The sequence below is a fragment of the Aquabacterium sp. A7-Y genome (assembly GCF_026153205.1).
GTDB lineage: Bacteria > Pseudomonadota > Gammaproteobacteria > Burkholderiales > Burkholderiaceae_C > Caldimonas.
Map to the genome: position 1 here is coordinate 73,901 of NZ_JAPFBW010000007.1, position 19,347 is coordinate 93,247.

Consider the following 19,347-nt stretch of genomic DNA (forward strand, 5'->3'; position numbering starts at 1 on the left):
GGAATCGACTCAAAGTCGGGTACGGTAGCGGCCTGATCTCTCGGGATATGCCCCTTGTTGACGCCCATCTACGCCCTGACCCTGGACCTCGACGACACGCTCTGGCCGATCTGGCCGGCGATCGCCCGCGCCGAGGTGGTCCTCCATCAGTGGCTCGCCGACCATGCGCCGGCGACCGCGGCCCGCTTTGACACCACGGCGCTGCGTGGCCTGCGCGATGCCGTGGCGCGTGAGCATCCCGAATGGCGCCACGACCTGAGCCGCATCCGCCAGGAAAGCCTGGCGCGCGCGCTGGCGGAGGCCGGCGAGGACCCGGCGCTGGCGGTGCGCGCTTTTGAAGTGTTTTTCGAGGAACGCCAGCGGGTCGAGCTGTTCCCCGACGTGGAAACCGGCCTGTCCCGGCTGGCAGCGCGCTTCCCGCTGATTGCGCTGACCAACGGCAATGCCGACCTGCAGCGTGTCGGCCTGGCACGTTGGTTCCAGGGCGGGGTGACGGCGCGCGGCTTCGGCATTGCGAAGCCCGATCCCCGCATCTTCTCCGAGGCTTGCCGGCTGGCCGGTGCGGTGCCGGCCCAGGTGCTGCACGTCGGCGACGACCTGCTGCTGGACGTGCACGGGGCGCTGGGCGCCGGGCTGCAGGCGGCCTGGATGGCACGGCCCGAGGTGCATCCCCAGCCGGTCGAGGCGCCCGGAGGCACCCGGCATGTGGTGGCGGACCTGAACCAGTTGGCCGACTGCCTCGGTGCTTGAAGCCGTCGGCGGCTTACCGGCTGGTGGCCGACAGCACCTCGAAGTACACGCAGGCGGCGCCCGGCTCGGCCGGCGAGGCTCCCAGGCCGATCACGCCGCTGCCATGCAGCATGCAGACACCGCGGCGCAGGCTGACCACCTCGGCGCGCCCGCTGAAGCGCACATAGCTGCCGTTGCTGCTCTGGTCGGCGAGGTGGAAGTTGCCGCCGTGCCACTCGATGCGGGCGTGCAGGCGCGATACCCGGGCGTCGTCGATGCAGAAGGTCGACTCGGGGCTGCGCCCCAGCATCAGCGGCGTCTGCTGGCTGCCGAAGCCGCGCGGTAACTCGCCCGCCAAGCTCAGCCGGATGCGGTCGGCATACGAGGTGTCGGTGAAGTCGGTGAAGAGGGTGGAGGTGGGGGAGTCGTCGTGGCGCGATTCCAGCCGGTAGACGTGGCAGGGCTCGGCGCGACCGCGCAGGTGCAGCCGCTCCAGGCTGCGGAAGCGCTGCCGGTCCGGGGCCCGCAGTCCTTCGAACACCGGGTGGGTGATCAACACCTCGCTCTCACCGGCGTGGTCGAGCAGGCGGGCCGAGACGTTGACCGCATCGCCGAAGCAATCACCGGCCACCTCGACGATCTCGCCGTGGGCCAGACCGATGTAGAGCTTGAGCGCCGGGCTGTCGGTGTCGGCCTCGGCCAGGATGCGGTTGATCGACTCCTGCATCTCGTAGGCGGCTTCAACGCCGCGCTGCGGCGTGTCGAACACGGCCATCAGGCCGTCGCCCAGGGTCTTGACCACACGTCCGGCGTTTTTGACCGCGACGTTGCACAGCAGCGCGATGGTCTGGGTGACGATGGTCGCCGCCTGGGCATTGCCGAGCGAGCCGTAGAGCGCCGTGCTGCCACGCAGGTCGGCAAACATGACGGTACGGTCGCTGGAGGCGGCGGTCATTGTGCGATGCAAAAGGGTAACGCTGGCCGAAACGCGAGGAGTGTAGCTCGCAGCAAGCCCCAGCAATAACGGCTCGCCGTCTTCGACGGCGAGCCGTTGTGCCGGAAGCGAAGTTGTTACCGGTTGTCGATCAACCCCGGTTCACAGGTTGTCGAGATAGGTGCGCAGCTTGTCCGAGCGGCTGGGGTGCTTGAGCTTGCGGATCGCCTTGGCCTCGATCTGGCGGATACGCTCGCGGGTGACGTCGAATTGCTTGCCGACTTCCTCCAGCGTGTGGTCGGTCGACATCTCGATGCCGAAACGCATGCGCAGCACCTTGGCCTCGCGCGGTGTCAGGCTGTCGAGGATCTCCTTGACCACATCGCGCAGGCCGGCCTGCATCGCGGCCTCCACCGGCGCGGTGTTGTTGGTGTCCTCGATGAAGTCGCCCAGGTGCGAATCGTCGTCATCGCCGATCGGGGTTTCCATGGAGATCGGCTCCTTGGCGATCTTCATGATCTTGCGGATCTTGTCCTCGGGCATCTCCATCTTCTCGGCCAGGGTCGGCGCGTCCGGCTCGTAGCCGAACTCCTGCAGGTGCTGGCGCGAGATGCGGTTCATCTTGTTGATCGTCTCGATCATGTGAACCGGGATGCGGATGGTGCGGGCCTGGTCGGCGATCGAGCGGGTGATGGCCTGCCGGATCCACCAGGTCGCATAGGTCGAGAACTTGTAGCCACGGCGGTATTCGAACTTGTCCACCGCCTTCATCAGGCCGATATTGCCTTCCTGGATCAGGTCGAGGAACTGCAGGCCGCGGTTGGTGTACTTCTTCGCGATCGAGATCACCAGGCGCAGGTTGGCCTCGATCATTTCCTTCTTGGCGTCGCGCGAGGCCTTCTCGCCTTCGTTCATCTTCTTGTTGATCTCTTTCAGATCTTCAATGGGAACGACGGCGCGCGCCTGCAGGTCGATCAGCTTCTGCTGCAACTCCTGGATGGCCGGCAGGTTGCGGCCCATCACCGGGCTATAAGGTTTGCCCGAGGCGACTTCCTTCTCGGCCCACTCCAGGTTGAGTGCGTTGGCCGGGAAGGTCTTGATGAAGTACTCCTGCGGCATGCCGCACTTGTCGACCACGATCTTGCGCAGCTCGCGCTCGTAGCGGCGGATGTCGTCCACCTGCGAGCGAAGGATGCCGCACAGCTTCTCGATGATCTTGACCGTGAAGCGGATGCTCATGATCTCGGCGCTGACCGACATCTGGGCGCGGTTGTAGGCAGGCGACTTGTAGCCGTCCTTCTCGTAGGCCTTGCGCATGCGGTCGAAGTGCGACGACAGCTCGTCGAACTTGTTCAGCGCCGCGTTCTTCAGCTCCTCGAGCTTTTTGGTCAGGGCCTTGGAGCCACCGTTGCCGTCGTCGTCGTCTTCCTCGTCGAAGAAGTCGACGTCCTCCTCGGCGACGTAGTCGTCGGCCTCGTCCTCGGAGACGAAACCGTCCACCACCTCGGAAATCTGCATCTCGCCGGCGCGGATCTTGTCGGCCAGCAGCAGGATCTCGGCGATCGTCGTCGGCGAAGCGGAGATGGCCAGCATCATGGCCTGCAGACCGCCTTCGATGCGCTTGGCGATCTCGATCTCGCCTTCCCGCGTGAGCAGCTCGACCGTGCCCATCTCGCGCATGTACATGCGCACCGGGTCGGTGGTGCGGCCGAACTCGGAATCCACCGTCGACAGCGCGGCTTCGGCTTCTTCCTCGGCCTCTTCCTCGGTCGCGGTGGTGGTGTTGCCGCCAGCGATCAGCAAGGTTGCGGCATCGGGAGCCTGCTCGTAGACCGCGATGCCCATGTCGTTGAGCATGGACACGATGGCGTCCATGATCTCGGTCTCGACCAGCTTCTCGGGCATGTGGTCGTTGATTTCCGAGTGCGTCAGGAAGCCCCGGGTCTTGCCCATCTTGATGAGGGTCTTCAGCTCGGAGCGACGCTTGGCGACCTCTTCATCGGTCAGCATCGTCTCGTCGAGACCGAATTCCCTCATCAGCGCGCGCTCCTTGGCGCGCGAGACCTTCATGCGCAGCGGCTTGGCCTTGGGCTTGTCCTCGCCGGCGCCGACTTCCTCCACCTCCACCTCGGCTTCGACGTCGCCGCCTTCACCCTCGAGGTCGGCCTCGACGTCCGAGAAATCCTCGTCCGCGTCAAAACCTTCCTTCTTGCCCGCGGCGGCGGCTGTGGTGGTCTCGGCCTTGGGTTTGCGACCGCGCTTGGCCTTGACCTTGCCATCGTCCGCCGCCGCCGCTTCGGCCTTGGCGGCGCGCGGCTTGGCCGTGGCTGTGGCCTTGGCTTTGTCGTCCTTCGCCGCCGCTTTGGTCACTTTCTTCTTTTTGTCTTCCACTTCGGTGGCGGGCACGGCGTCGGTCTTGGCGGGGGCGCTTTTCTTCGCGGTCATGAACTTCCTCGGATGGGTCAGGGGCTCAGGCGCCGTCAGCCAACGCGTGCGCCCGGCTCGAGCCGGGCTGCAGGTTTTCTGGCGGGCAGGATGGGCCGATCGCACTCGATCCAACAGATGGGGTCATCCGGTCGGAGGTCAAGCGTCGGCTCCTTGGGGCAAGCTGGCGTGAACGTGTTTCGAGGGCAGCCCTTGCGGGAATTGGGTGGCCTGTATGTATCCCGTGTCGCGGGTGGCCGGGGCCCGGAGGTGCTGCTGTCACTCTTGCCGCGCGTGTAACAAACTCTCCATTATCGTTGCACTGCAGAAGATAGTCAAATACCTCCTGCCCGGACGTCCAGGGCCGCGACGGCCGCGCGAGGCGCTGTCGTCCTGCGGTGAGACCGGCAGCGCCTCAGCGGGCGGCCTGGGGACTGAGGGATTTGCGCAGCTCCTCGACGGTGCGGCGCCGGTCGGCCAGGCGGCCGAGGATCTCGCGCAAGGCCTCGACCGAAGCCGGGTCCTTGGCCAATCGCTCGGCTTCCACGCGGTCGGCGGCGAGGTGCAGCTCTTCGAGCGCGATGCGCAGCTCGATGCGCTGCTGCTCCTCGCCGGCCTGTTCGCTGGGGATCACGTCCTCGACCAGGCGGATCGCGACGGCGGCGAAGTCCTGTCCCTGCAGGGCCTCGCGCACCACCGACCAGGGCTGAGGCCCTTGCTCCATCGCCTGCTGCTCGATCCAGCAGAACAGCGGGCCGTGCGGGGCCGGCAGGCCGGCCAGCAGCCGGTGGTCGTCGGGCGGCAGCTGCTCCCACCAGGCCGTGTGCTCCAGCACCAGCCGGGCGGCGTGGTCGGCATGGGTGGGCGGACGGCGTTTCGGTGCGGTCATGCTCGGGTCGTCGGCGAAGGGCTCGCGTTTGTCGCGCCAGCGCTCGCCCCGGCCGCGCGGCTGCCAGTCGCGCTTGGCGCGCCCCCCCCCAGTCGCCCTGGCCGCGCTTCGGGCCCCAGCCGCCCGAGCTGCCGCGTGCGGGCGAGGGCGCCCAGTCTTCCTCGAGGGGAGGGGGCGGTTCGGGCCAGTCGGGCGCTTCCTGGCCGGCGGAAAAGAACCCGTCGTCGGCCCCCGGGCCGTTGGGCTCGCGGCGCGGGCGGCCGCGCTCGCCGGCCTGCTGCCACAGGTCGAGCACGTCCTGCGCCTGCATCTCGGCCCGGTTCGCGATCGCGCCCACCAGCTGGCGCTTCAGCGCGCCGTCGGGCAGCAGCTGCCACAGCGGCCGGGCCGCGGCGAGCATCTGGGAGCGGCCTTCGAGGCTGTCCATGCGGCAGCCCTGGCTGGCTGCGTCGATCAGCTGGAGCGATAGCGGGACCGCCTCGTCGACCAGACGCTCGAAGGCCTCCGCGCCTTGCTCGCGCACGAAGGAATCCGGGTCGTGCTCGGGCGGCAGGAACAAAAAGCGCACGCTGCGCGTGTCGCTCGCGTGCGGCAGGGCTGCTTCCAGGGCGCGTGCGGCGGCCTTGCGGCCGGCCGCGTCGCCGTCAAAGCTGAAGACCACCGAATCGGTGAAGCGGAACAGTTTCTGCACGTGCTCGGCGGTACAGGCAGTGCCCAGGGTCGCGACCGCATTGGGGAAACCCAGCTGGGCCAGCGCGACCACGTCCATGTAGCCCTCGACCACCAGCGCATAGCCCTTCTGGCGCAGCGCGGTGCGGGCTTCATGCAGGCCGTAGAGCTCGCGGCCCTTCGAGAACACGGCGGTTTCCGGCGAGTTCAGGTACTTTGGTTCGCCCTGGTCCAGCACCCGTCCGCCGAAGCCGATGACTTCGCCCCTGACGTTGCGGATCGGGAACATCACGCGCTCGCGGAAGCGGTCGTAGCGCTTGGCCTCCTCGGCCTCGCCCTGGACGATGACCAGCCCGGCCTCCTCCAGCAGGGGGTCGTCGTAACGTGGAAAGGCGCTGGCCAGCGCGCGCCAGCCTTCCGGCGCATAGCCGAGGCCGAAGCGGGCGGCGATCTCGCCGGTGAGGCCACGGCGTTTCAGGTACTCGACCGCCCGGGGGCTGGTCTTGAGCTGCTTGCGATAGTGCTCGGCGGCCTTGGCCAGCACCTCGGTCAGCGTCTGCTGGCGTTCGCGCGCCTGCGCCGCCTGGGCGCGCTGCTCCGGGCTGCTGCGGTCGTCGTTGGGCAGCTCCATGCCGTGCTGCTGGGCCAGCTCCTTGAGCGCTTCGATGAAGCTCAGGCCCGACTGCTCGATCATGAAATCGATGGCATTGCCGTGCACGCCGCAGCCAAAGCAGTGGTAGGTCTGGCGGGTCGGGCTGACGATGAAGCTGGGGGTTTTTTCGCCGTGGAAGGGGCACAGCCCCTTGTAGTTGATGCCGGCCTTCTTGAGTTGAACGTAGCGGCCGACGATCTCGACGATGTCGGTGCGGGCGAGCAGGTCTTGCTTGAAGGCGGGCGGGATCACCGTCGGAGTTTACCGACCGTCCGCCGCCGCAGCGCGGCCGCCTTGCAGGGGCAACTCGTCAATCAGCAGGGTATGTAGTCAAAGTACGAGCCGTGTTGCTGTGGGGAGGCGAAAATTCTCACACGATGTAGTAGAACTACTTGCCTGTAGTTTCGGTTTTCAGCTGCCCAGCAACTCCGAGATGCTTCTCGACCCGGCGCACACCGCCAAGCGTCGAATCGGCGCCTCGGTCGTCTCTCAGTCGCCCATCACGACCCCCTCGCGGCGGGGGTCGGCGCCGCCGAACCAGCCGCTCGGGGTGCGCTGGATGGCTTGCAGGCCGCTGGTCATCGGCATCTCGCGGATCTCGTGGCCGCGTGCCTTCAGCGCCTCCAGCGTGGCGGCCGGGAAGCGTTTTTCCTCCAGCAGGGTGGGCCCGTTGGTGGAGCCGAAGTTGGGCAGCGCGATGGCTTGCTGGGCGTTCAGGCCCCAGTCCAAGGTCGCGAGCAAGGTCTTGGCGGTGTAGTGGATGATCTGCGCCCCGCCCGGCGAGCCGGCACTCATCAGGAGCCGGCCGCTGGCCTTGTCGAAGACCAGGGTCGGGCTCATGCTGGAGCGCGGCCGCTTGCCCGGCTGTACGCGGTTGGCGATGGGCTGGCCCGTGGCGTCGGTGGGCGCCAGCGAGAAGTCGGTCAACTGGTTGTTGAGCAGGAAGCCGCGCACCATCTGGCGCGAGCCGAACTGGTCCTCGATGGTGGTGGTCATCGCGACCGCGCGGCCTTCGGCGTCGACGATGGAGATGTGCGAGGTGCCGCGCTCGATCTGCTCGGCCTGTGGCGCCCAGGACAGCGCTGCGCCGCCGGGGCGGCCGGGCTGGGCGGTTTTCATCGACTGCGGGCCCACCAGCGCGGCCCTTTGTTTCAGATAGGAAGGATCGATCAGGCTGCGCCAGGAGCCCGCCGGAGGCGCGACGAAGTCGGGGTCGGCCACGTACTGGGCGCGGTCGGCGAAGGCCAGGCGGGCGGCCTCGGTGTACTGGTGCAGCAGTTCGGCGCTGGGGACGTCGCCGTCCAGCGCCGGTTTGACCGCCGGCAGCTGCTGCATCACGCCGAGGATCTGCGCGATCGCCAGGTGACCGGAGGAGGGCGGCGGGAAGCCGCAGAGGCGGTATTGCTGCCAATCGGAGCACAGGGCCTCGCGCTTTTTGGGCTGGTAGGCGGCCAGGTCCTGCTCGGTCAGGCGGCCGGGGTTGCCGGCGTGGCCCTGCACCTTGGCCGCGATGTCGCGCGCCACCGGGCCTTGGTAGAAAGCGTCGGCGCCGCGCTGGGCAACCTCGCGCAGGACCTCGGCCAATGCCGGGTTGCGCACGATCATGCCGACGTCGCGGGGGTCGCCGTCGGGCTTGTAGAAGTAGCGCGCGGCGGTCTCGTCCTTCTTCAGGTGCTGCTCGGCCTTCAGCAGGGTGTGCAGCCGCGGGCTGAGCTTGAAGCCGCCCTCGGCCAGCTGGATGGCGGGCTGGAACAGCTGGGCCCAGGGCAGCTTGCCGTGCTCTCGGTGCGCCAGCTCCAGCATGCGTAGCACGCCCGGCGTGCCGACGGAGCGGCCCCCGACCACCGCGTCGTAGAAGGCCATGGCCTTGCCGTCGGGGCCCACGAAGAGCTGGTCCGTGGCGGCGGCCGGCGCCGTTTCGCGGCCGTCGAAGGCCTCGACCTGCTTGCCGTCGTAGTGCAGCAAAAAGGCACCGCCGCCGATGCCGCTGGACTGCGGCTCGACCAGGGTCAGCACCATCTGCACCGCGATCGCGGCGTCAATGGCCGAGCCGCCGGCCTTCAGCACCTGGTAGCCGGCGTCGGTGGCGAGCGGGTTGGCCGCGGCCACCGCGAAACGCCGGGTGGCCCAGCCCGGCTTGTCGATGTAGCCGGAGGCCGCCTCGGGCTGCTCGGGCGCGTTGTACTGGAAGGGGCGCGGCGTCGTGGCGCAGCCGGCCAGGAGGAGGGCGGCGGCCAGGGGAAAGAGCGGCAGGCGCAGCTTCATGGGGGTCCTCGGTGCGTGGATCGAAGGCGCCGCCCGGCATGCCGCGAGCGCCGTTGGGTGCGGGCATCATACGAGGACGCTTTGCCCAGCCGGGGTGTCCAAGGGTTACGCGCGCCAGCGCCTCGGTCACCCCGGCGTGCCGGCGCGTCAGCGCGGCGCCAGCCGGATCGCGCCGTCCAGGCGGATCACCTCGCCGTTGAGCATCTCGTTGGTGACGATCTGGTGGACCAGCTTGGCGTAGTCCTCGGGACGGCCGAGGCGGGACGGGAAGGGGATGCTGGCGGCCAGCGCGTCCTGCACCTCCTGCGGCATGCCGAACAGCATGGGCGTGCCGAAGATGCCCGGGGCGATCGTCATGTTGCGGATGCCGCTGCGCGCCAGGTCGCGCGCGATCGGCAAGGTCATGCCCACCACGCCGCCCTTGGAGGCCGAGTAGGCCGCCTGCCCGATCTGCCCGTCGTAGGCCGCCACCGAGGCGGTGGAGATGAGCACGCCCCGTTCGCCGGTGGGCTCGGGCTCGTTGCGGCACATCGCCTCGGCGGCCAGACGAATCATGTTGAAGCTGCCGATCAGGTTGACCGTCACCACCTGGGCGAAGAGGTCCAGCGGATGCGGGCCGTCCTTGCCGACGGTCTTGGCCGCCGGCGCCAGGCCGGCGCAGTTGACCAGCCCGGCCAGCTTGCCGAGCGCGGTCGCGCGCGCGACCACGGCCCGGCCGTCGGCTTCGCTGGAGACGTCGCAGCGCACGAAGGCGCCGCCCAGCTCGCGCGCCAGGGCCTCGCCCTTGTCGGCCTGCAAGTCGGCGATGACCACGCTGCCGCCCTCGCGCGCGAACATGCGCGCCGTGCCTTCGCCCAGTCCCGAGGCGCCCCCGGTCACGATGAATACCTTGCCTTGAATCTCCATGCTCGAACTCCGCTGTGCTGGACCGCCGTCGCTGTGACGGCCTTGACGTTGACGTAAACGTCAATTGTGACCGATCCTTGGCGGCTCGGGGCGACCAGCGGGCGGCCTGCTCATGTCGGGGCCTGCCGGCCGGGCGCTGCAGAGGGCGCCGAGTTCCGCTACGCTTGCGGGCCGCCCCGTCCGGACCGCGCCATTCCCCTCAGCGTGCGCCGGCGTCCTTTTGGGTCCCCCTTGCCGACGGAGCCACCTTGTTCAGCGCTTTCGAGAAGATGGTGCATCCCTATCCGGATGCACCGCCGCAGACGCCTCCCAAGGCGTTTTTCGCTTTCATCTGGGCCTGCACGCGCGGCATGCGGCCCTTTCTGTTCGGCATGACGCTGCTGACGGCAGGCATCGGCGCCTTCGAGGCGCTGCTGTTCAGCATGATGGGCAACATCGTGGACTGGCTCGCCCGCGTGCAGCCCGCGCGCCTGTGGGCCGAGGAGGGTCGCACCCTGCTGGCGCTGGCTGGCGTGCTGGCCTTGAGCACCGCGCTGGTCGCGCTGCAGGCCATGCTGAAGCAGCAGGCCCTGGCCGGCAACTTCCCGATGCGGCTGCGCTGGGACTTTCACCGCCTGATGCTGACGCAGAGCCTGTCCTTCTACCAGGACGAATTCGCCGGACGGGTCGCGGCCAAGGTGATGCAGACCGCACTGGCGGTGCGCGACACCTGGATGGTGTTCGCCGAGCTGCTGGTGTTCGTGATCATCTACTTCGTCACCCTGCTGGCGGTGCTGGGCGGCTTCGATGCCTGGCTGCTGCTGCCCTTCGTCGCGTGGCTGGCCTGCTACGTCGCGGCCTTGTGCTATTTCGTGCCGCGCCTGGGCCGGGTCGCCAAGGAGCAGGCCGACGCCCGCTCGCTGATGACGGGCCGGGTCACCGACGCCTACACCAACATCGCCACCGTCAAGCTGTTCTCGCACGCCGGGCGCGAGGCGGCCTACGCGCGCAGCGCGATGCAGGAGTTCATGGTCACGGTGCACGGGCAGATGCGCCTGGTCACAGCCTTCGAGATCGTCAACCACGTGCTGACCATCGGCCTGGTCGTCGCCACCGCCGGCGTTGCGCTGTGGGCCTGGTCGCGCGGCCAGGCGGGGGTGGGGGCCGTCGCGGCGGCCACCGCGATGGCGCTGCGCCTGAACGGCATCTCGCACTGGGTGATGTGGGAGATGGCCTCGCTGTTCGAGTACATCGGCACCGTCGAGGACGGCATCAGCACGCTGGCGCGGCCCCACACCGTGCTGGACCGGCCCGACGCGAAGCCGCTGCAGGTCAGCCGGGGCGAGATCCGGTTCGAGCACGTGAGCTTCGGCTACGGCGGCGACAAGCCGGTCATCGACGACCTGAGCCTGCACATCCGCCCGGGCGAGAAGATCGGCCTGGTGGGGCGCTCGGGCGCCGGCAAAAGTACCGTGATCAACCTGTTGCTGCGCTTCTACGACATCGAGGGCGGCCGCATCCTGATCGACGGACAGGACATCGCGGCCGTCACGCAGGAGAGCCTGCGCACCCAGATCGGCATGGTGACGCAGGACACCTCGCTGCTGCACCGCTCGGTGCGCGACAACCTGCTCTACGGGCGGCCCGACGCAAGCGAGGCACAGATGGTGGCCGCAGCGCGGCGCGCCGAGGCGCACGACTTCATCCAGCAGTTGCACGATCCCAAGGGCCGGCACGGCTACGAGGCCCACGTCGGCGAGCGCGGCGTCAAGCTCTCGGGCGGGCAGCGCCAGCGCATCGCGATCGCGCGCGTGATGCTCAAGGACGCGCCCATCCTGCTGCTCGACGAAGCGACCAGCGCGCTCGACTCGGAGGTCGAGGCCGCGATCCAGTCCAGCCTCTACCAGCTGATGCAAGGCAAGACCGTGGTCGCGATCGCGCACCGCCTGTCCACCATCGCCGCGATGGACCGACTGATCGTGCTCGACCAGGGGCGTATCGTCGAACAGGGCGACCACCGCAGCCTGCTCGCTCAAGGCGGTCTCTATGCGCGTCTGTGGGCGCACCAGAGCGGCGGTTTCCTGGGCGAGAACGACGCGGACGAGGTGCCGCCTGCAGCCTCTGTCTCGCAGCCTCGGCCGGCAGCTGCCGGAGCGGCCGCATCGACGCTGCCGCTGGGCCTGCCCGAGGCCTGATCGCCACAGGAGGAGAAGGAAGGTCTGCCATGCCCGTGTTCGAGAAACCCCCGGTGTGGCCCGCTCCGCGCCATGCCTTCGAGCGGGAACTCACGATCCGCTTCGCGCACTGCGATCCGGCCGGCATCGTGTTTTTCCCGCAGTACTTCGTGATGCTCAACAACCTCGTGGAGGACTGGTTCACCGAAGGCCTGGGGCTGCCTTATGCGCACCTGCTGGGACCGCGCCGCCTGGGCCTGCCGACGGTGCGGCTGAGCAGCGACTTCACCGCACCCAGCCGCATGGGTGAGCGGGTCGCGCTGGGCCTGACGCTGGAGCGCCTCGGCGCCGGCTCGATCACCCTGGAGCTGGGCTGCCGTTGCGGCGACGAGCCGCGCATGCGCGCCCGGCAGGTGCTGGTCTGCACCTCGCTGGACAGCATGAAGGCCGTCGCGATCCCCGAGGATGTCCACCTCGCGCTGGCGGCCTACGCGGCGCGGCATCCGCCGGCTGCGTGAAGCAGCCGGCCGAAATGAAAACGGCCGCCCGAAGCGGCGGCCGTCGACAGCTGAGGCGACCCGATCAGCTGAGCGCCTGCAGGGCCCGCGCGGTGATCTCCTCGACGCTGCCCAGCCCGCTGATCTTGCGGTACTTGGGCGCGTCGGCGTCGCCGCTGGCGGCCCACTTGGAGTAGTAGTCGACCAGCGGGCGGGTCTGGCTCTGGTAGACGTCCAGGCGCTTCTTGACCGTGGCTTCGGTGTCGTCCTCGCGCTGGATCAGGTCCTCACCGGTGACGTCGTCCTTGCCCGCGACCTTGGGCGGATTGAAGCTGACGTGGTAGGTGCGGCCGGAAGCCACATGCACGCGGCGGCCGGTGGCGCGCTCCAGGATGGCCTCGTCGGGCACGTCGATCTCGAGCACGTAGTCGAGCTTGACGCCCGCGGCTTTCATCGCGTCCGCCTGCGGGATGGTGCGCGGGAAGCCGTCGAAGAGGAAACCCTTGGCGCAATCGGGCTGGGCGATGCGTTCCTTGACCAGGCCGATGATGATGTCGTCACTCACCAGGCCGCCGGCATCCATCACTTTCTTGGCGGCCACGCCCAACGGGGTGCCGGCCTTCACGGCGGCACGCAGCATGTCCCCGGTGGAGATTTGCGGAATGCCGAACTTCTGGCAGATGTATGCCGCTTGCGTGCCTTTGCCTGCGCCGGGCGCGCCCAACAGAATCAATCGCATGGGTTCCTCTTAATGATGGTGAACGGCAGGGTCGCGCGCGGACAGGCCGCGCGTAGACGCCCCGCGTCTGATTGGGGGCGAGGATACCATGGCCCCCCTTGGGCACGCTTACAGGTTCAGCGATTCGTAGTGCGCTCTTACCCTGGCAAGGTCTTCCGGTGTGTCGACGCCGGGACCCGGGCGGATGTCGGTCACATGCACGGCGATGCGCTCGCCGTGCCACAGCACGCGCAGCTGCTCCAGCGACTCGACGTTTTCGAGCGGACTTTGGGACAACGAGGGGAAACGCCGCAGGAAGCCGGCGTGATAGCCGTAGATGCCGATGTGGCGCAGCGGCGCCGGGGCGCTGAGCGCGTTCACGCCGTCCCGGTAGCCGTCGCGCCACCAGGGCAGCGGCGCGCGAGAAAAGTACAGCGCGCGGCTGCTCGCATCGCACACCACCTTCACGACATTGGTGCTGGTGAATTCGGCGATGTCGTCGATCGGGTGCGCGGCGGTGCTCATCACGCAGCCGATGCAACGGCCCAGCACCTCGGCGCAGGCATCGATCAGGGACGGCTCGATCAGCGGCTCGTCGCCCTGCACGTTGACGACCACGTCGGCGCCGTCCAGGCCCAGTTGCTCGCAGGCCTCGGCCAGGCGATCGCTGCCGGTGGCATGGTCGACGCGCGTCAGCACCACCTCGATGCCCTGAGCCTTGCAGGCCTCCACGGTGCGCGCGTCATCGGCCGCGACCACGACCCGCTCGGCGCGGCTCTTGCGCGCCTGCTGCGCGACGCGCACCACCATCGGCAGGCCGCCGAGGTCGGCGAGCGGTTTGTTGGGCAGGCGGGTGGAGGCCAGTCGGGCGGGAACGAGTACGGTAAATGTCATGCAGCCGCTCCGCCGGCCACGGTGGCAGGCACCGGCGCATCGAGTTCTCGCGCCTCGCTCTCCAGCATCACCGGGATGCCGTCGCGCACCGGGTAGGCGAGCTGATCGGCCCGGCAGATCAGCTCGCGGGCCTGGCGGTCATGTTCCAGCGGGCCCTTGCACACGGGGCAGACCAGCAGTTCTAGCAGGCGGGTGTCCATAGTCTTCCTTATGCGTTGGAGCGGCCTGCCAGCAGCGCGTCGAGCGCCGCGAAGAAGGCCGCCTCGGGGGCAAAGTCTAGCGCGACGACATGCACCCTCGGGTCGTCGCAGTCGCGCAGCTTGACGGCGTCCTTTTCGGTGACCAGCACCACTTCGCCGGGCCAACCGGTCCACGGTGGCTGCTTGGCGTAGTCGTGATGGTCGGGCAGCGGGCAGCGCTCGATCGCGAGGCCCTCGGCTTTCAGCATGCCGAAAAAGCGCTGCGGGTGCGCCACTGCAGCGACAGCTAGCACGCGCCGTGCCACCAGGGAGGCGAGCGGCAGGCCGCGCTCGGCGCCTTGCCGCCACCGGGCCAGTGGCACCGCCTCGCCGAGCCGGCGCCGGGCGAGGTAGCCGGGCCGAGCTGTCGATGCGGCCGGCGCGTTGTACAGCACCAGGTCGGCGCGGCGTCCTGCGCTTTCGCGCAAGGGCCCCGCGGGCAGCCACCAGCCGTTGCCGGTGCCGCGCTCGTCGAACACCAGCACCTCGATGTCGCGCGCCAGGCGCAGGTGCTGCAGCCCGTCGTCGCAGACGATCACCGTCGTCTCCGGGTGGCAGGTCAGCAGCGCCCGTGCGGCTTCGACACGGTCGGCGCTGACGGCCACCGGCACCCCGGTGCGCAGGCACATCAGCAGCGGCTCGTCGCCGACCTCGCGCACTCGGCTGTGTGGCGTCACGAAAGTGATGTCGAAGCTCTCGCGGCCGTAGCCGCGCGAGACGATGGCCGGGTGCTCGCCGCGGCGGCGCAGGTGCTGCACCACCGCTATCGTGGTGGGGGTCTTGCCGGCGCCGCCGGCGATCACGTTGCCGACCACGATCACCGGCACCGGCAGCGCTTCGCGGTGCAGCAGGCCCAGTGCGAACAGCGCCCGCCGCAGCAGCACCAGGGCCGCATACAGCGCTGTGACCGGCAGCAGCGCGCAGGCCAGCGGTCCGCGTGCGAGCCAGGCGGCCTCGATGCGCTGCTGCCAGCCGGGGGTGTCGGTCAAGACCGGAAGGCCGGGTTATCGCGCCGCAGCGCCGGCCGAAGATGACTGCGTGGCGAAGGTGAGCTGGCTGAGGCCGGCCCGGCGTGCCGCATCCATCACGTTGATGACGCTCTGGTGCGCGGCGGTCGCGTCGGCCGAGACGATCACGACCTGGTCCTTGGCCTGGCCGGCCGCGGCGCGCAACTCGGCGGCCAGGTTATCGACGCTGCGTCCGTCCACCTGGCGTTTGTTGACGGCATAGCGACCATCGCCGGAGACCGAGACAATGATCTCCTTGGGCTGGTCGCGCAGCTTCTCCGCATCGGCCACCGGCAGATTCACCTTCAGCTCGGTGAACTTGGAGTAGGTGGTCGACAGCATCAGGAAGATCAGGATCACCAGCAGCACGTCGATGAAGGGGATCAGGTTGATCTCCGGCTCCTCGCTGCGGCGGTGGTGGAAGTTCATCGCCATGGCGGCTCCTCGGGCGGCTTCAGCGCTGCACGGTGAAACGCAGCAAGTGGGGCACCATGCGCTCGGCCGCCTGCTCCAGGTCCAGCACGTACTCGTCGACCTTGCCGCGGAAGTAGCGGTAGAACATCAGCGCGGGGATCGCGATCATCAGCGCGAAGGCGGTGTTGTACAGCGCGATCGAGATGCCGTGCGCCAGCTGGGTCGGGTTGCCGGAACCGGCGCCGCCCTGCGAGGCGAAGATCTCGATCATGCCGATCACGGTGCCCAGCAGGCCCAGCAGCGGGGCGGCCGCGGCGATGGTGCCCAGCGTGTTGAGGTAGCGCTCCATGCGGTGGATGGCGGCCCGGCCGGCGCTCTCGAAGGCATTGCGCAGGTTGGCCTCGTTGATGCGCGGCTCGTTGATCACGGCGCGCAGTCCGGTCGCCAGCACGCGGCCGAGCACGGAGTTCTCGGCCAGCTTGTTGACGACGTCCGGTGAGGGCAGGTTGCTGCGGGTCACGGTGAGCACTTCGTCGAGCAACTTCGGGGGCGCGACCTTGGCCTCGCGCAGGCTGGAGAATCGTTCGATGATCAGCGCCAGCGCGACAACGGAGCACAGGATCAAGGGATAAATCGGCCAGCCCGCGGCTAAGATGATCTCAAACAAGCACGTCCCCTCGTGGGTGAAAAAACAAGTGGGGGCGATTATGGCGCGAAGCGCGCGGAGCTCTCAAACGGCCCACGCCGTCGGCGCAGGAAGAGCTTCCGGCGGGCGGGACGTGGGCTTCCGAGACATCCACTTTTGCTGTGGATAACTTTGTGGGCAACCGGCTTCGACGGGCCGCAAACGCCCGTCATTTCAGGCCCTGGAATAAAATGCTGCATGAGTGAGCAGAAGAAAATTGAATAAAATCAACAACTTGCACGTAAATGACAGGTCTGTGACGGCCAAACCTGCCCGCAAACCCAGTGCTGGCGCGGTTGTGGAGTTCTAAGCCCGCTCCTGGCTTGCTTTCCCGATGACCTCCCCCTCCGATTCTTTGCGCTCGCCTGCACCGACGGGCTTGCGTTCCGCCCCCCGGGTCTGGACGGTCGCGGCCCTGCTCAACGCCGTCGCCGATGCCCTGCAAGCCCGCTTTGCCGCCGTCACGGTGCAGGGCGAGTTGTCGGGTTTCAGCCGTGCGCCCAGCGGTCATTGCTACTTTTCGCTGAAGGACGACCGCGCTGTCGAGCCGGCGCTGGTGCGCTGCGCGATCTTCCGTCGGGCTGCGGCGATGCTCGACTTCCAGCCGCGCGACGGCCTGCTGGTCGAGGTGCGCGGCCGGCTGGCCGTTTACAACGCGCGTGGCGACCTGCAGTTGGTGGCCGAGGCCATGCGACCGGCCGGGCAGGGCGCGCTCTATGAGCAGTTCCTGCGCCTGAAGGCGCGGCTGGAGGCCGAAGGCCTGTTCGACCCCAGCGTCAAGCGGTCGGTGCCGCGTCACCCCGCCTCGGTCGGCGTGGTGACGTCGCTCAAGGCGGCTGCGCTGCGCGATGTGTTGAGCGCGTTGGCGCGCCGCGCACCGCACCTGCGTGTGGTGCTCTACCCGGCCAGCGTGCAGGGCACCGAGGCCCCCGGCGAACTGGTGCGCGCGATCGGGCTGGCCGATGCCCGGGCGGAGGTCGATACGCTGATCGTCTGCCGCGGCGGCGGCTCGCTGGAGGATCTGTGGGCCTTCAACGACGAGTCGGTGGCGCGCGCCATCGCGGGCTGCCGCCTGCCGGTCGTGGTCGGGGTCGGTCACGAGACCGACTTCACCATCGCCGACTTCGTTGCCGACCTGCGTGCGCCGACCCCGACGGCCGCCGCGGAGCTGGTGGCGCCGCTGCGCGACGACTGTCTGGCGACATTGCAGACGCTGCACGAGGGCCTGCAGCGCGCGGTGGACCGGCGTGTCGAGCGCGAATCGCAGCGGCTCGACCACGCGACCTTGCGGCTGGCGCGACCGGCCCAGGTGCTGTCGCGCATGCACCGCGAGATCGACCGCCTGCAGCAGGCGCTCGCCGCCGCGCCGGGGCAGCGCCTGCAGCTGGCGCGCCAGCGCGAGCAGCACCTGGCCGGGCGGCTCGAGCGCTCGCGCGCGGTGCTCCAGCAGGGCGAGGCGAGGCGGCTGGACGCGCTCGCGGCGCGGCTGCAGCGCGCCGTCCTGGTGTGCCGGGAGGCGCGGCTCGGCCGGCTCGATGCGCTGGGCGCGCGGCTCGAAAGCGCCAACCCGGCGCAGGTGTTGCAGCGCGGCTACGCGCTGCTGACGGACCAGCGCGGCGAGGCCCTCACCAGCATCCGCGCCGTGCAGCCGGGCGATACGGTTCACGCGCTGCTGGCCGACGGGCGCCTGCAGGCGGAGGTGCGCGGCACCTCGTCCTGAAGTCGGCGGCACGTGGCAGGGTCATGAGGCTGTGCCTACAATCGCAGCTCCCCAGACCACCCCACCCACAGAAAGGAACAAGAGAGATGGAACACACCTTGCCCCCGTTGCCGTACCCGATGGACGCCTTGCAACCGCACATGAGCAAGGAGACGCTCGAGTTCCACTATGGCAAGCATCACAACGCCTACGTGGTCAACCTCAACAACCTGATCAAGACCAGCGCGACCGAGTTCGCCGACAAGAGTCTCGAGGAGATCGTCAAGAGCTCCAGCGGCGGCGTCTTCAACAACGCGGCCCAGGTGTGGAACCACACCTTCTTCTGGAACTGCATGAAGCCGAACGGCGGCGGCGAGCCCAAGGGCGCGCTGGCCGAGGCGATCAACAAGAAGTGGGGCAGCTATGCCGCCTTCAAGGAAGCCTTCTCGAAGAGCGCGGTCGGCAACTTCGGCTCCGGCTGGACCTGGCTGGTCAAGAAGTCCGATGGCTCGGTCGACATCGTCAACACCAGCAATGCCCAGACGCCGCTGACCTCCCAGGACAAGGCCCTGCTGACCGTCGACGTGTGGGAACACGCCTACTACATCGACTTCCGCAACCTGCGCCCCAAGTTCGTCGAGACCTTCTTCGCCAGCCTGGTGAACTGGGACTTCGCCGAGGCGAACTTCGCCTGAGCAGGTTTTTTCCTGGCGCAAGGCCGGCTTGATGCCGGCCTTTTGCCTTGTTGTCTGCCCCGTTCGGGTGCACACTGGCGGCCCCGGCGGCCGCCGCACCGGCCCCGCGCGGCACCACCGGCCCCGCGCGGCACAATACCGCCCCAGCGAGACACGGCCCCCAAGGGCCCCACACCACGATGAGAATCCTGTTGGTCGAGGACGACCCCGCCCTGAGTTTTGGCGTCGCACGGGCCCTGCAGCGCGAGGGCTGGCAGGTCGACGTGCTGGCCGACGGGATGGCCGCCAGTGCCGAGGGCCTGATCAACCAGTACGACCTGGCCGTGCTCGACCTCGGCCTGCCACGCCGCGACGGCATGGAGGTGCTGCGCCAGTGGCGCAGCCGCGGGGCCCGGCTGCCCGTGCTGATCCTGACCGCGCGCGACGACCTCAGTGACCGGGTCGAGGGCCTGGACAGCGGCGCCGACGACTACCTGGTCAAGCCCTTCGACCTGCCCGAGCTGTTGGCGCGCCTGCGCGCGCTGCAGCGCCGCGCCGCCGGCCGCGCGGAGGACCGCCTGGTGCTGGGCGAACTGGAGCTGGACGTGCGCCACCGCGAGCTGCGGCACCGCGGTGAGCGTGTGCACCTGAGCCCGCGAGAGCAGGCGCTCACCGAGCTGCTGATGGCACGCGCCGGCCGGGTGGTGCCCAAGGACCACATCGTCTCCACGCTGTCGAGCTGGGAGACCGACTTCAGCGAAAACTCGGTGGAGGTCTACATCCACCGGCTGCGCAAGCGCTTCGCCGAACTGGGCGTGACGATCAAGACGGTGCGCGGCTTCGGCTACCTGATGGAGGTCAGCGCCCCGGCGGCCCCGGCCCCCACGCAGGACTGAGGA

Annotated in this window: 16 protein-coding genes and 1 pseudogene; 6 read left to right on the forward strand and 11 right to left on the reverse strand. The window is 68.8% G+C overall.

All coding sequences use genetic code 11. From position 1 onward, the window contains the following. The first annotated feature begins 54 nt into the window (after nt 1–54). Nucleotides 55–750, forward strand: coding sequence for an HAD family hydrolase (locus OOT46_RS07805; protein ID WP_265403034.1), 696 nt, complete (start codon nt 55–57; stop codon nt 748–750). A gap of 13 nt (nt 751–763) precedes the next feature. Here the strand turns inward: OOT46_RS07805 and OOT46_RS07810 are convergent, their stop codons facing one another. From OOT46_RS07810 to OOT46_RS07835, 5 genes and pseudogenes are all read right to left on the reverse strand, one after another. Next, complete coding sequence (locus OOT46_RS07810; RefSeq protein ID WP_265403035.1) at nt 764–1,684, reverse strand: adenylate/guanylate cyclase domain-containing protein; 921 nt, start codon at nt 1,682–1,684, stop codon at nt 764–766. Nucleotides 1,685–1,825: 141 nt separating this feature from the next. Continuing rightward, nucleotides 1,826–4,108, reverse strand: coding sequence for an RNA polymerase sigma factor RpoD (gene rpoD, locus OOT46_RS07815; RefSeq protein ID WP_265403036.1), 2,283 nt, complete (start codon nt 4,106–4,108; stop codon nt 1,826–1,828). A 394-nt stretch (nt 4,109–4,502) separates the two neighbouring features. Continuing rightward, a pseudogene (gene dnaG, locus OOT46_RS30920) lies at nt 4,503–6,549 on the reverse strand (DNA primase). 237 nt (nt 6,550–6,786) lie between these two features. Beyond that, the gene (gene ggt, locus OOT46_RS07830; protein WP_265403037.1) at nt 6,787–8,562 is read right to left on the reverse strand and encodes a gamma-glutamyltransferase; all 1,776 of its coding nucleotides are present in this window, start codon (nt 8,560–8,562) and stop codon (nt 6,787–6,789) included. Between the two features lie 147 nt (nt 8,563–8,709). After that, nucleotides 8,710–9,468, reverse strand: a complete 759-nt coding sequence (locus OOT46_RS07835) for a 3-hydroxyacyl-CoA dehydrogenase (RefSeq protein WP_265403038.1) — start codon at nt 9,466–9,468, stop codon at nt 8,710–8,712. A gap of 248 nt (nt 9,469–9,716) precedes the next feature. On the opposite strand from OOT46_RS07835, the gene OOT46_RS07840 reads away from it, so the two are divergent. Together OOT46_RS07840 and OOT46_RS07845 are read left to right on the forward strand one after the other, a co-directional pair. Further along, nucleotides 9,717–11,642 (forward strand): ABC transporter ATP-binding protein, encoded by a 1,926-nt coding sequence (locus OOT46_RS07840; protein ID WP_322114241.1) that lies wholly within the window; start codon nt 9,717–9,719, stop codon nt 11,640–11,642. A gap of 29 nt (nt 11,643–11,671) precedes the next feature. Continuing rightward, nucleotides 11,672–12,139, forward strand: a complete 468-nt coding sequence (locus tag OOT46_RS07845; RefSeq protein WP_265403039.1) for an acyl-CoA thioesterase — start codon at nt 11,672–11,674, stop codon at nt 12,137–12,139. Between the two features lie 64 nt (nt 12,140–12,203). Here OOT46_RS07845 and adk read toward each other — a convergent pair whose 3' ends face one another. The 6 genes from adk to OOT46_RS07875 all read right to left on the reverse strand — a co-directional run bounded on the left by adk (nt 12,204) and on the right by OOT46_RS07875 (nt 16,057). Beyond that, nucleotides 12,204–12,857: an adenylate kinase gene (gene adk, locus OOT46_RS07850; protein WP_265403040.1), complete on the reverse strand. Its 654-nt coding sequence runs from the start codon at nt 12,855–12,857 to the stop codon at nt 12,204–12,206. A 108-nt stretch (nt 12,858–12,965) separates the two neighbouring features. Next, nucleotides 12,966–13,730: a 3-deoxy-manno-octulosonate cytidylyltransferase gene (kdsB, locus tag OOT46_RS07855; RefSeq protein ID WP_265403041.1), complete on the reverse strand. Its 765-nt coding sequence runs from the start codon at nt 13,728–13,730 to the stop codon at nt 12,966–12,968. Then, complete coding sequence (locus OOT46_RS07860) at nt 13,727–13,930, reverse strand: Trm112 family protein (protein ID WP_265403042.1); 204 nt, start codon at nt 13,928–13,930, stop codon at nt 13,727–13,729. The genes kdsB and OOT46_RS07860 overlap by 4 nt, the downstream gene beginning before the upstream one ends. A gap of 8 nt (nt 13,931–13,938) precedes the next feature. Then, nucleotides 13,939–14,958, reverse strand: a complete 1,020-nt coding sequence (gene lpxK / locus OOT46_RS07865; RefSeq protein WP_265403043.1) for a tetraacyldisaccharide 4'-kinase — start codon at nt 14,956–14,958, stop codon at nt 13,939–13,941. A 15-nt stretch (nt 14,959–14,973) separates the two neighbouring features. Beyond that, on the reverse strand, nt 14,974–15,405 hold the full coding sequence (locus OOT46_RS07870; protein WP_265403183.1) for an ExbD/TolR family protein: 432 nt from the start codon (nt 15,403–15,405) through the stop codon (nt 14,974–14,976). Between the two features lie 25 nt (nt 15,406–15,430). Continuing rightward, complete coding sequence (locus OOT46_RS07875) at nt 15,431–16,057, reverse strand: MotA/TolQ/ExbB proton channel family protein (protein WP_265403044.1); 627 nt, start codon at nt 16,055–16,057, stop codon at nt 15,431–15,433. Nucleotides 16,058–16,409: 352 nt separating this feature from the next. Between OOT46_RS07875 and xseA the strand changes: the two genes are divergently transcribed. The 3 genes from xseA (at nt 16,410) to OOT46_RS07890 (ending at nt 19,344) form a co-directional block, all read left to right on the forward strand. Further along, nucleotides 16,410–17,795, forward strand: coding sequence for an exodeoxyribonuclease VII large subunit (xseA, locus tag OOT46_RS07880; protein ID WP_416136164.1), 1,386 nt, complete (start codon nt 16,410–16,412; stop codon nt 17,793–17,795). A gap of 86 nt (nt 17,796–17,881) precedes the next feature. Further along, nucleotides 17,882–18,469: a superoxide dismutase gene (locus OOT46_RS07885; RefSeq protein WP_265403046.1), complete on the forward strand. Its 588-nt coding sequence runs from the start codon at nt 17,882–17,884 to the stop codon at nt 18,467–18,469. Nucleotides 18,470–18,648: 179 nt separating this feature from the next. Beyond that, nucleotides 18,649–19,344: a response regulator transcription factor gene (locus OOT46_RS07890; protein WP_265403047.1), complete on the forward strand. Its 696-nt coding sequence runs from the start codon at nt 18,649–18,651 to the stop codon at nt 19,342–19,344. The last annotated feature ends 3 nt before the right edge of the window (nt 19,345–19,347 follow it).

Excerpts from the sequence above, each read along its gene's own strand:
- OOT46_RS07890 (WP_265403047.1), top strand. The coding sequence starts at position 18,649 with ATGAGAATCCTGTTGGTCGAGGACGACCCCGCCCTGAGTTTTGGCGTC.
- OOT46_RS07810 (WP_265403035.1), bottom strand. The coding sequence starts at position 1,684 with ATGACCGCCGCCTCCAGCGACCGTACCGTCATGTTTGCCGACCTGCGT.
- rpoD (WP_265403036.1), bottom strand. The coding sequence starts at position 4,108 with ATGACCGCGAAGAAAAGCGCCCCCGCCAAGACCGACGCCGTGCCCGCC.
- OOT46_RS07845 (WP_265403039.1), top strand. The coding sequence starts at position 11,672 with ATGCCCGTGTTCGAGAAACCCCCGGTGTGGCCCGCTCCGCGCCATGCC.
- OOT46_RS07870 (WP_265403183.1), bottom strand. The coding sequence starts at position 15,405 with ATGAACTTCCACCACCGCCGCAGCGAGGAGCCGGAGATCAACCTGATC.
- OOT46_RS07885 (WP_265403046.1), top strand. The coding sequence starts at position 17,882 with ATGGAACACACCTTGCCCCCGTTGCCGTACCCGATGGACGCCTTGCAA.
- OOT46_RS07835 (WP_265403038.1), bottom strand. The coding sequence starts at position 9,468 with ATGGAGATTCAAGGCAAGGTATTCATCGTGACCGGGGGCGCCTCGGGA.
- adk (WP_265403040.1), bottom strand. The coding sequence starts at position 12,857 with ATGCGATTGATTCTGTTGGGCGCGCCCGGCGCAGGCAAAGGCACGCAA.
- ggt (WP_265403037.1), bottom strand. The coding sequence starts at position 8,562 with ATGAAGCTGCGCCTGCCGCTCTTTCCCCTGGCCGCCGCCCTCCTCCTG.
- xseA (WP_416136164.1), top strand. The coding sequence starts at position 16,410 with ATGACCTCCCCCTCCGATTCTTTGCGCTCGCCTGCACCGACGGGCTTG.
- OOT46_RS07860 (WP_265403042.1), bottom strand. The coding sequence starts at position 13,930 with ATGGACACCCGCCTGCTAGAACTGCTGGTCTGCCCCGTGTGCAAGGGC.
- kdsB (WP_265403041.1), bottom strand. The coding sequence starts at position 13,730 with ATGACATTTACCGTACTCGTTCCCGCCCGACTGGCCTCCACCCGCCTG.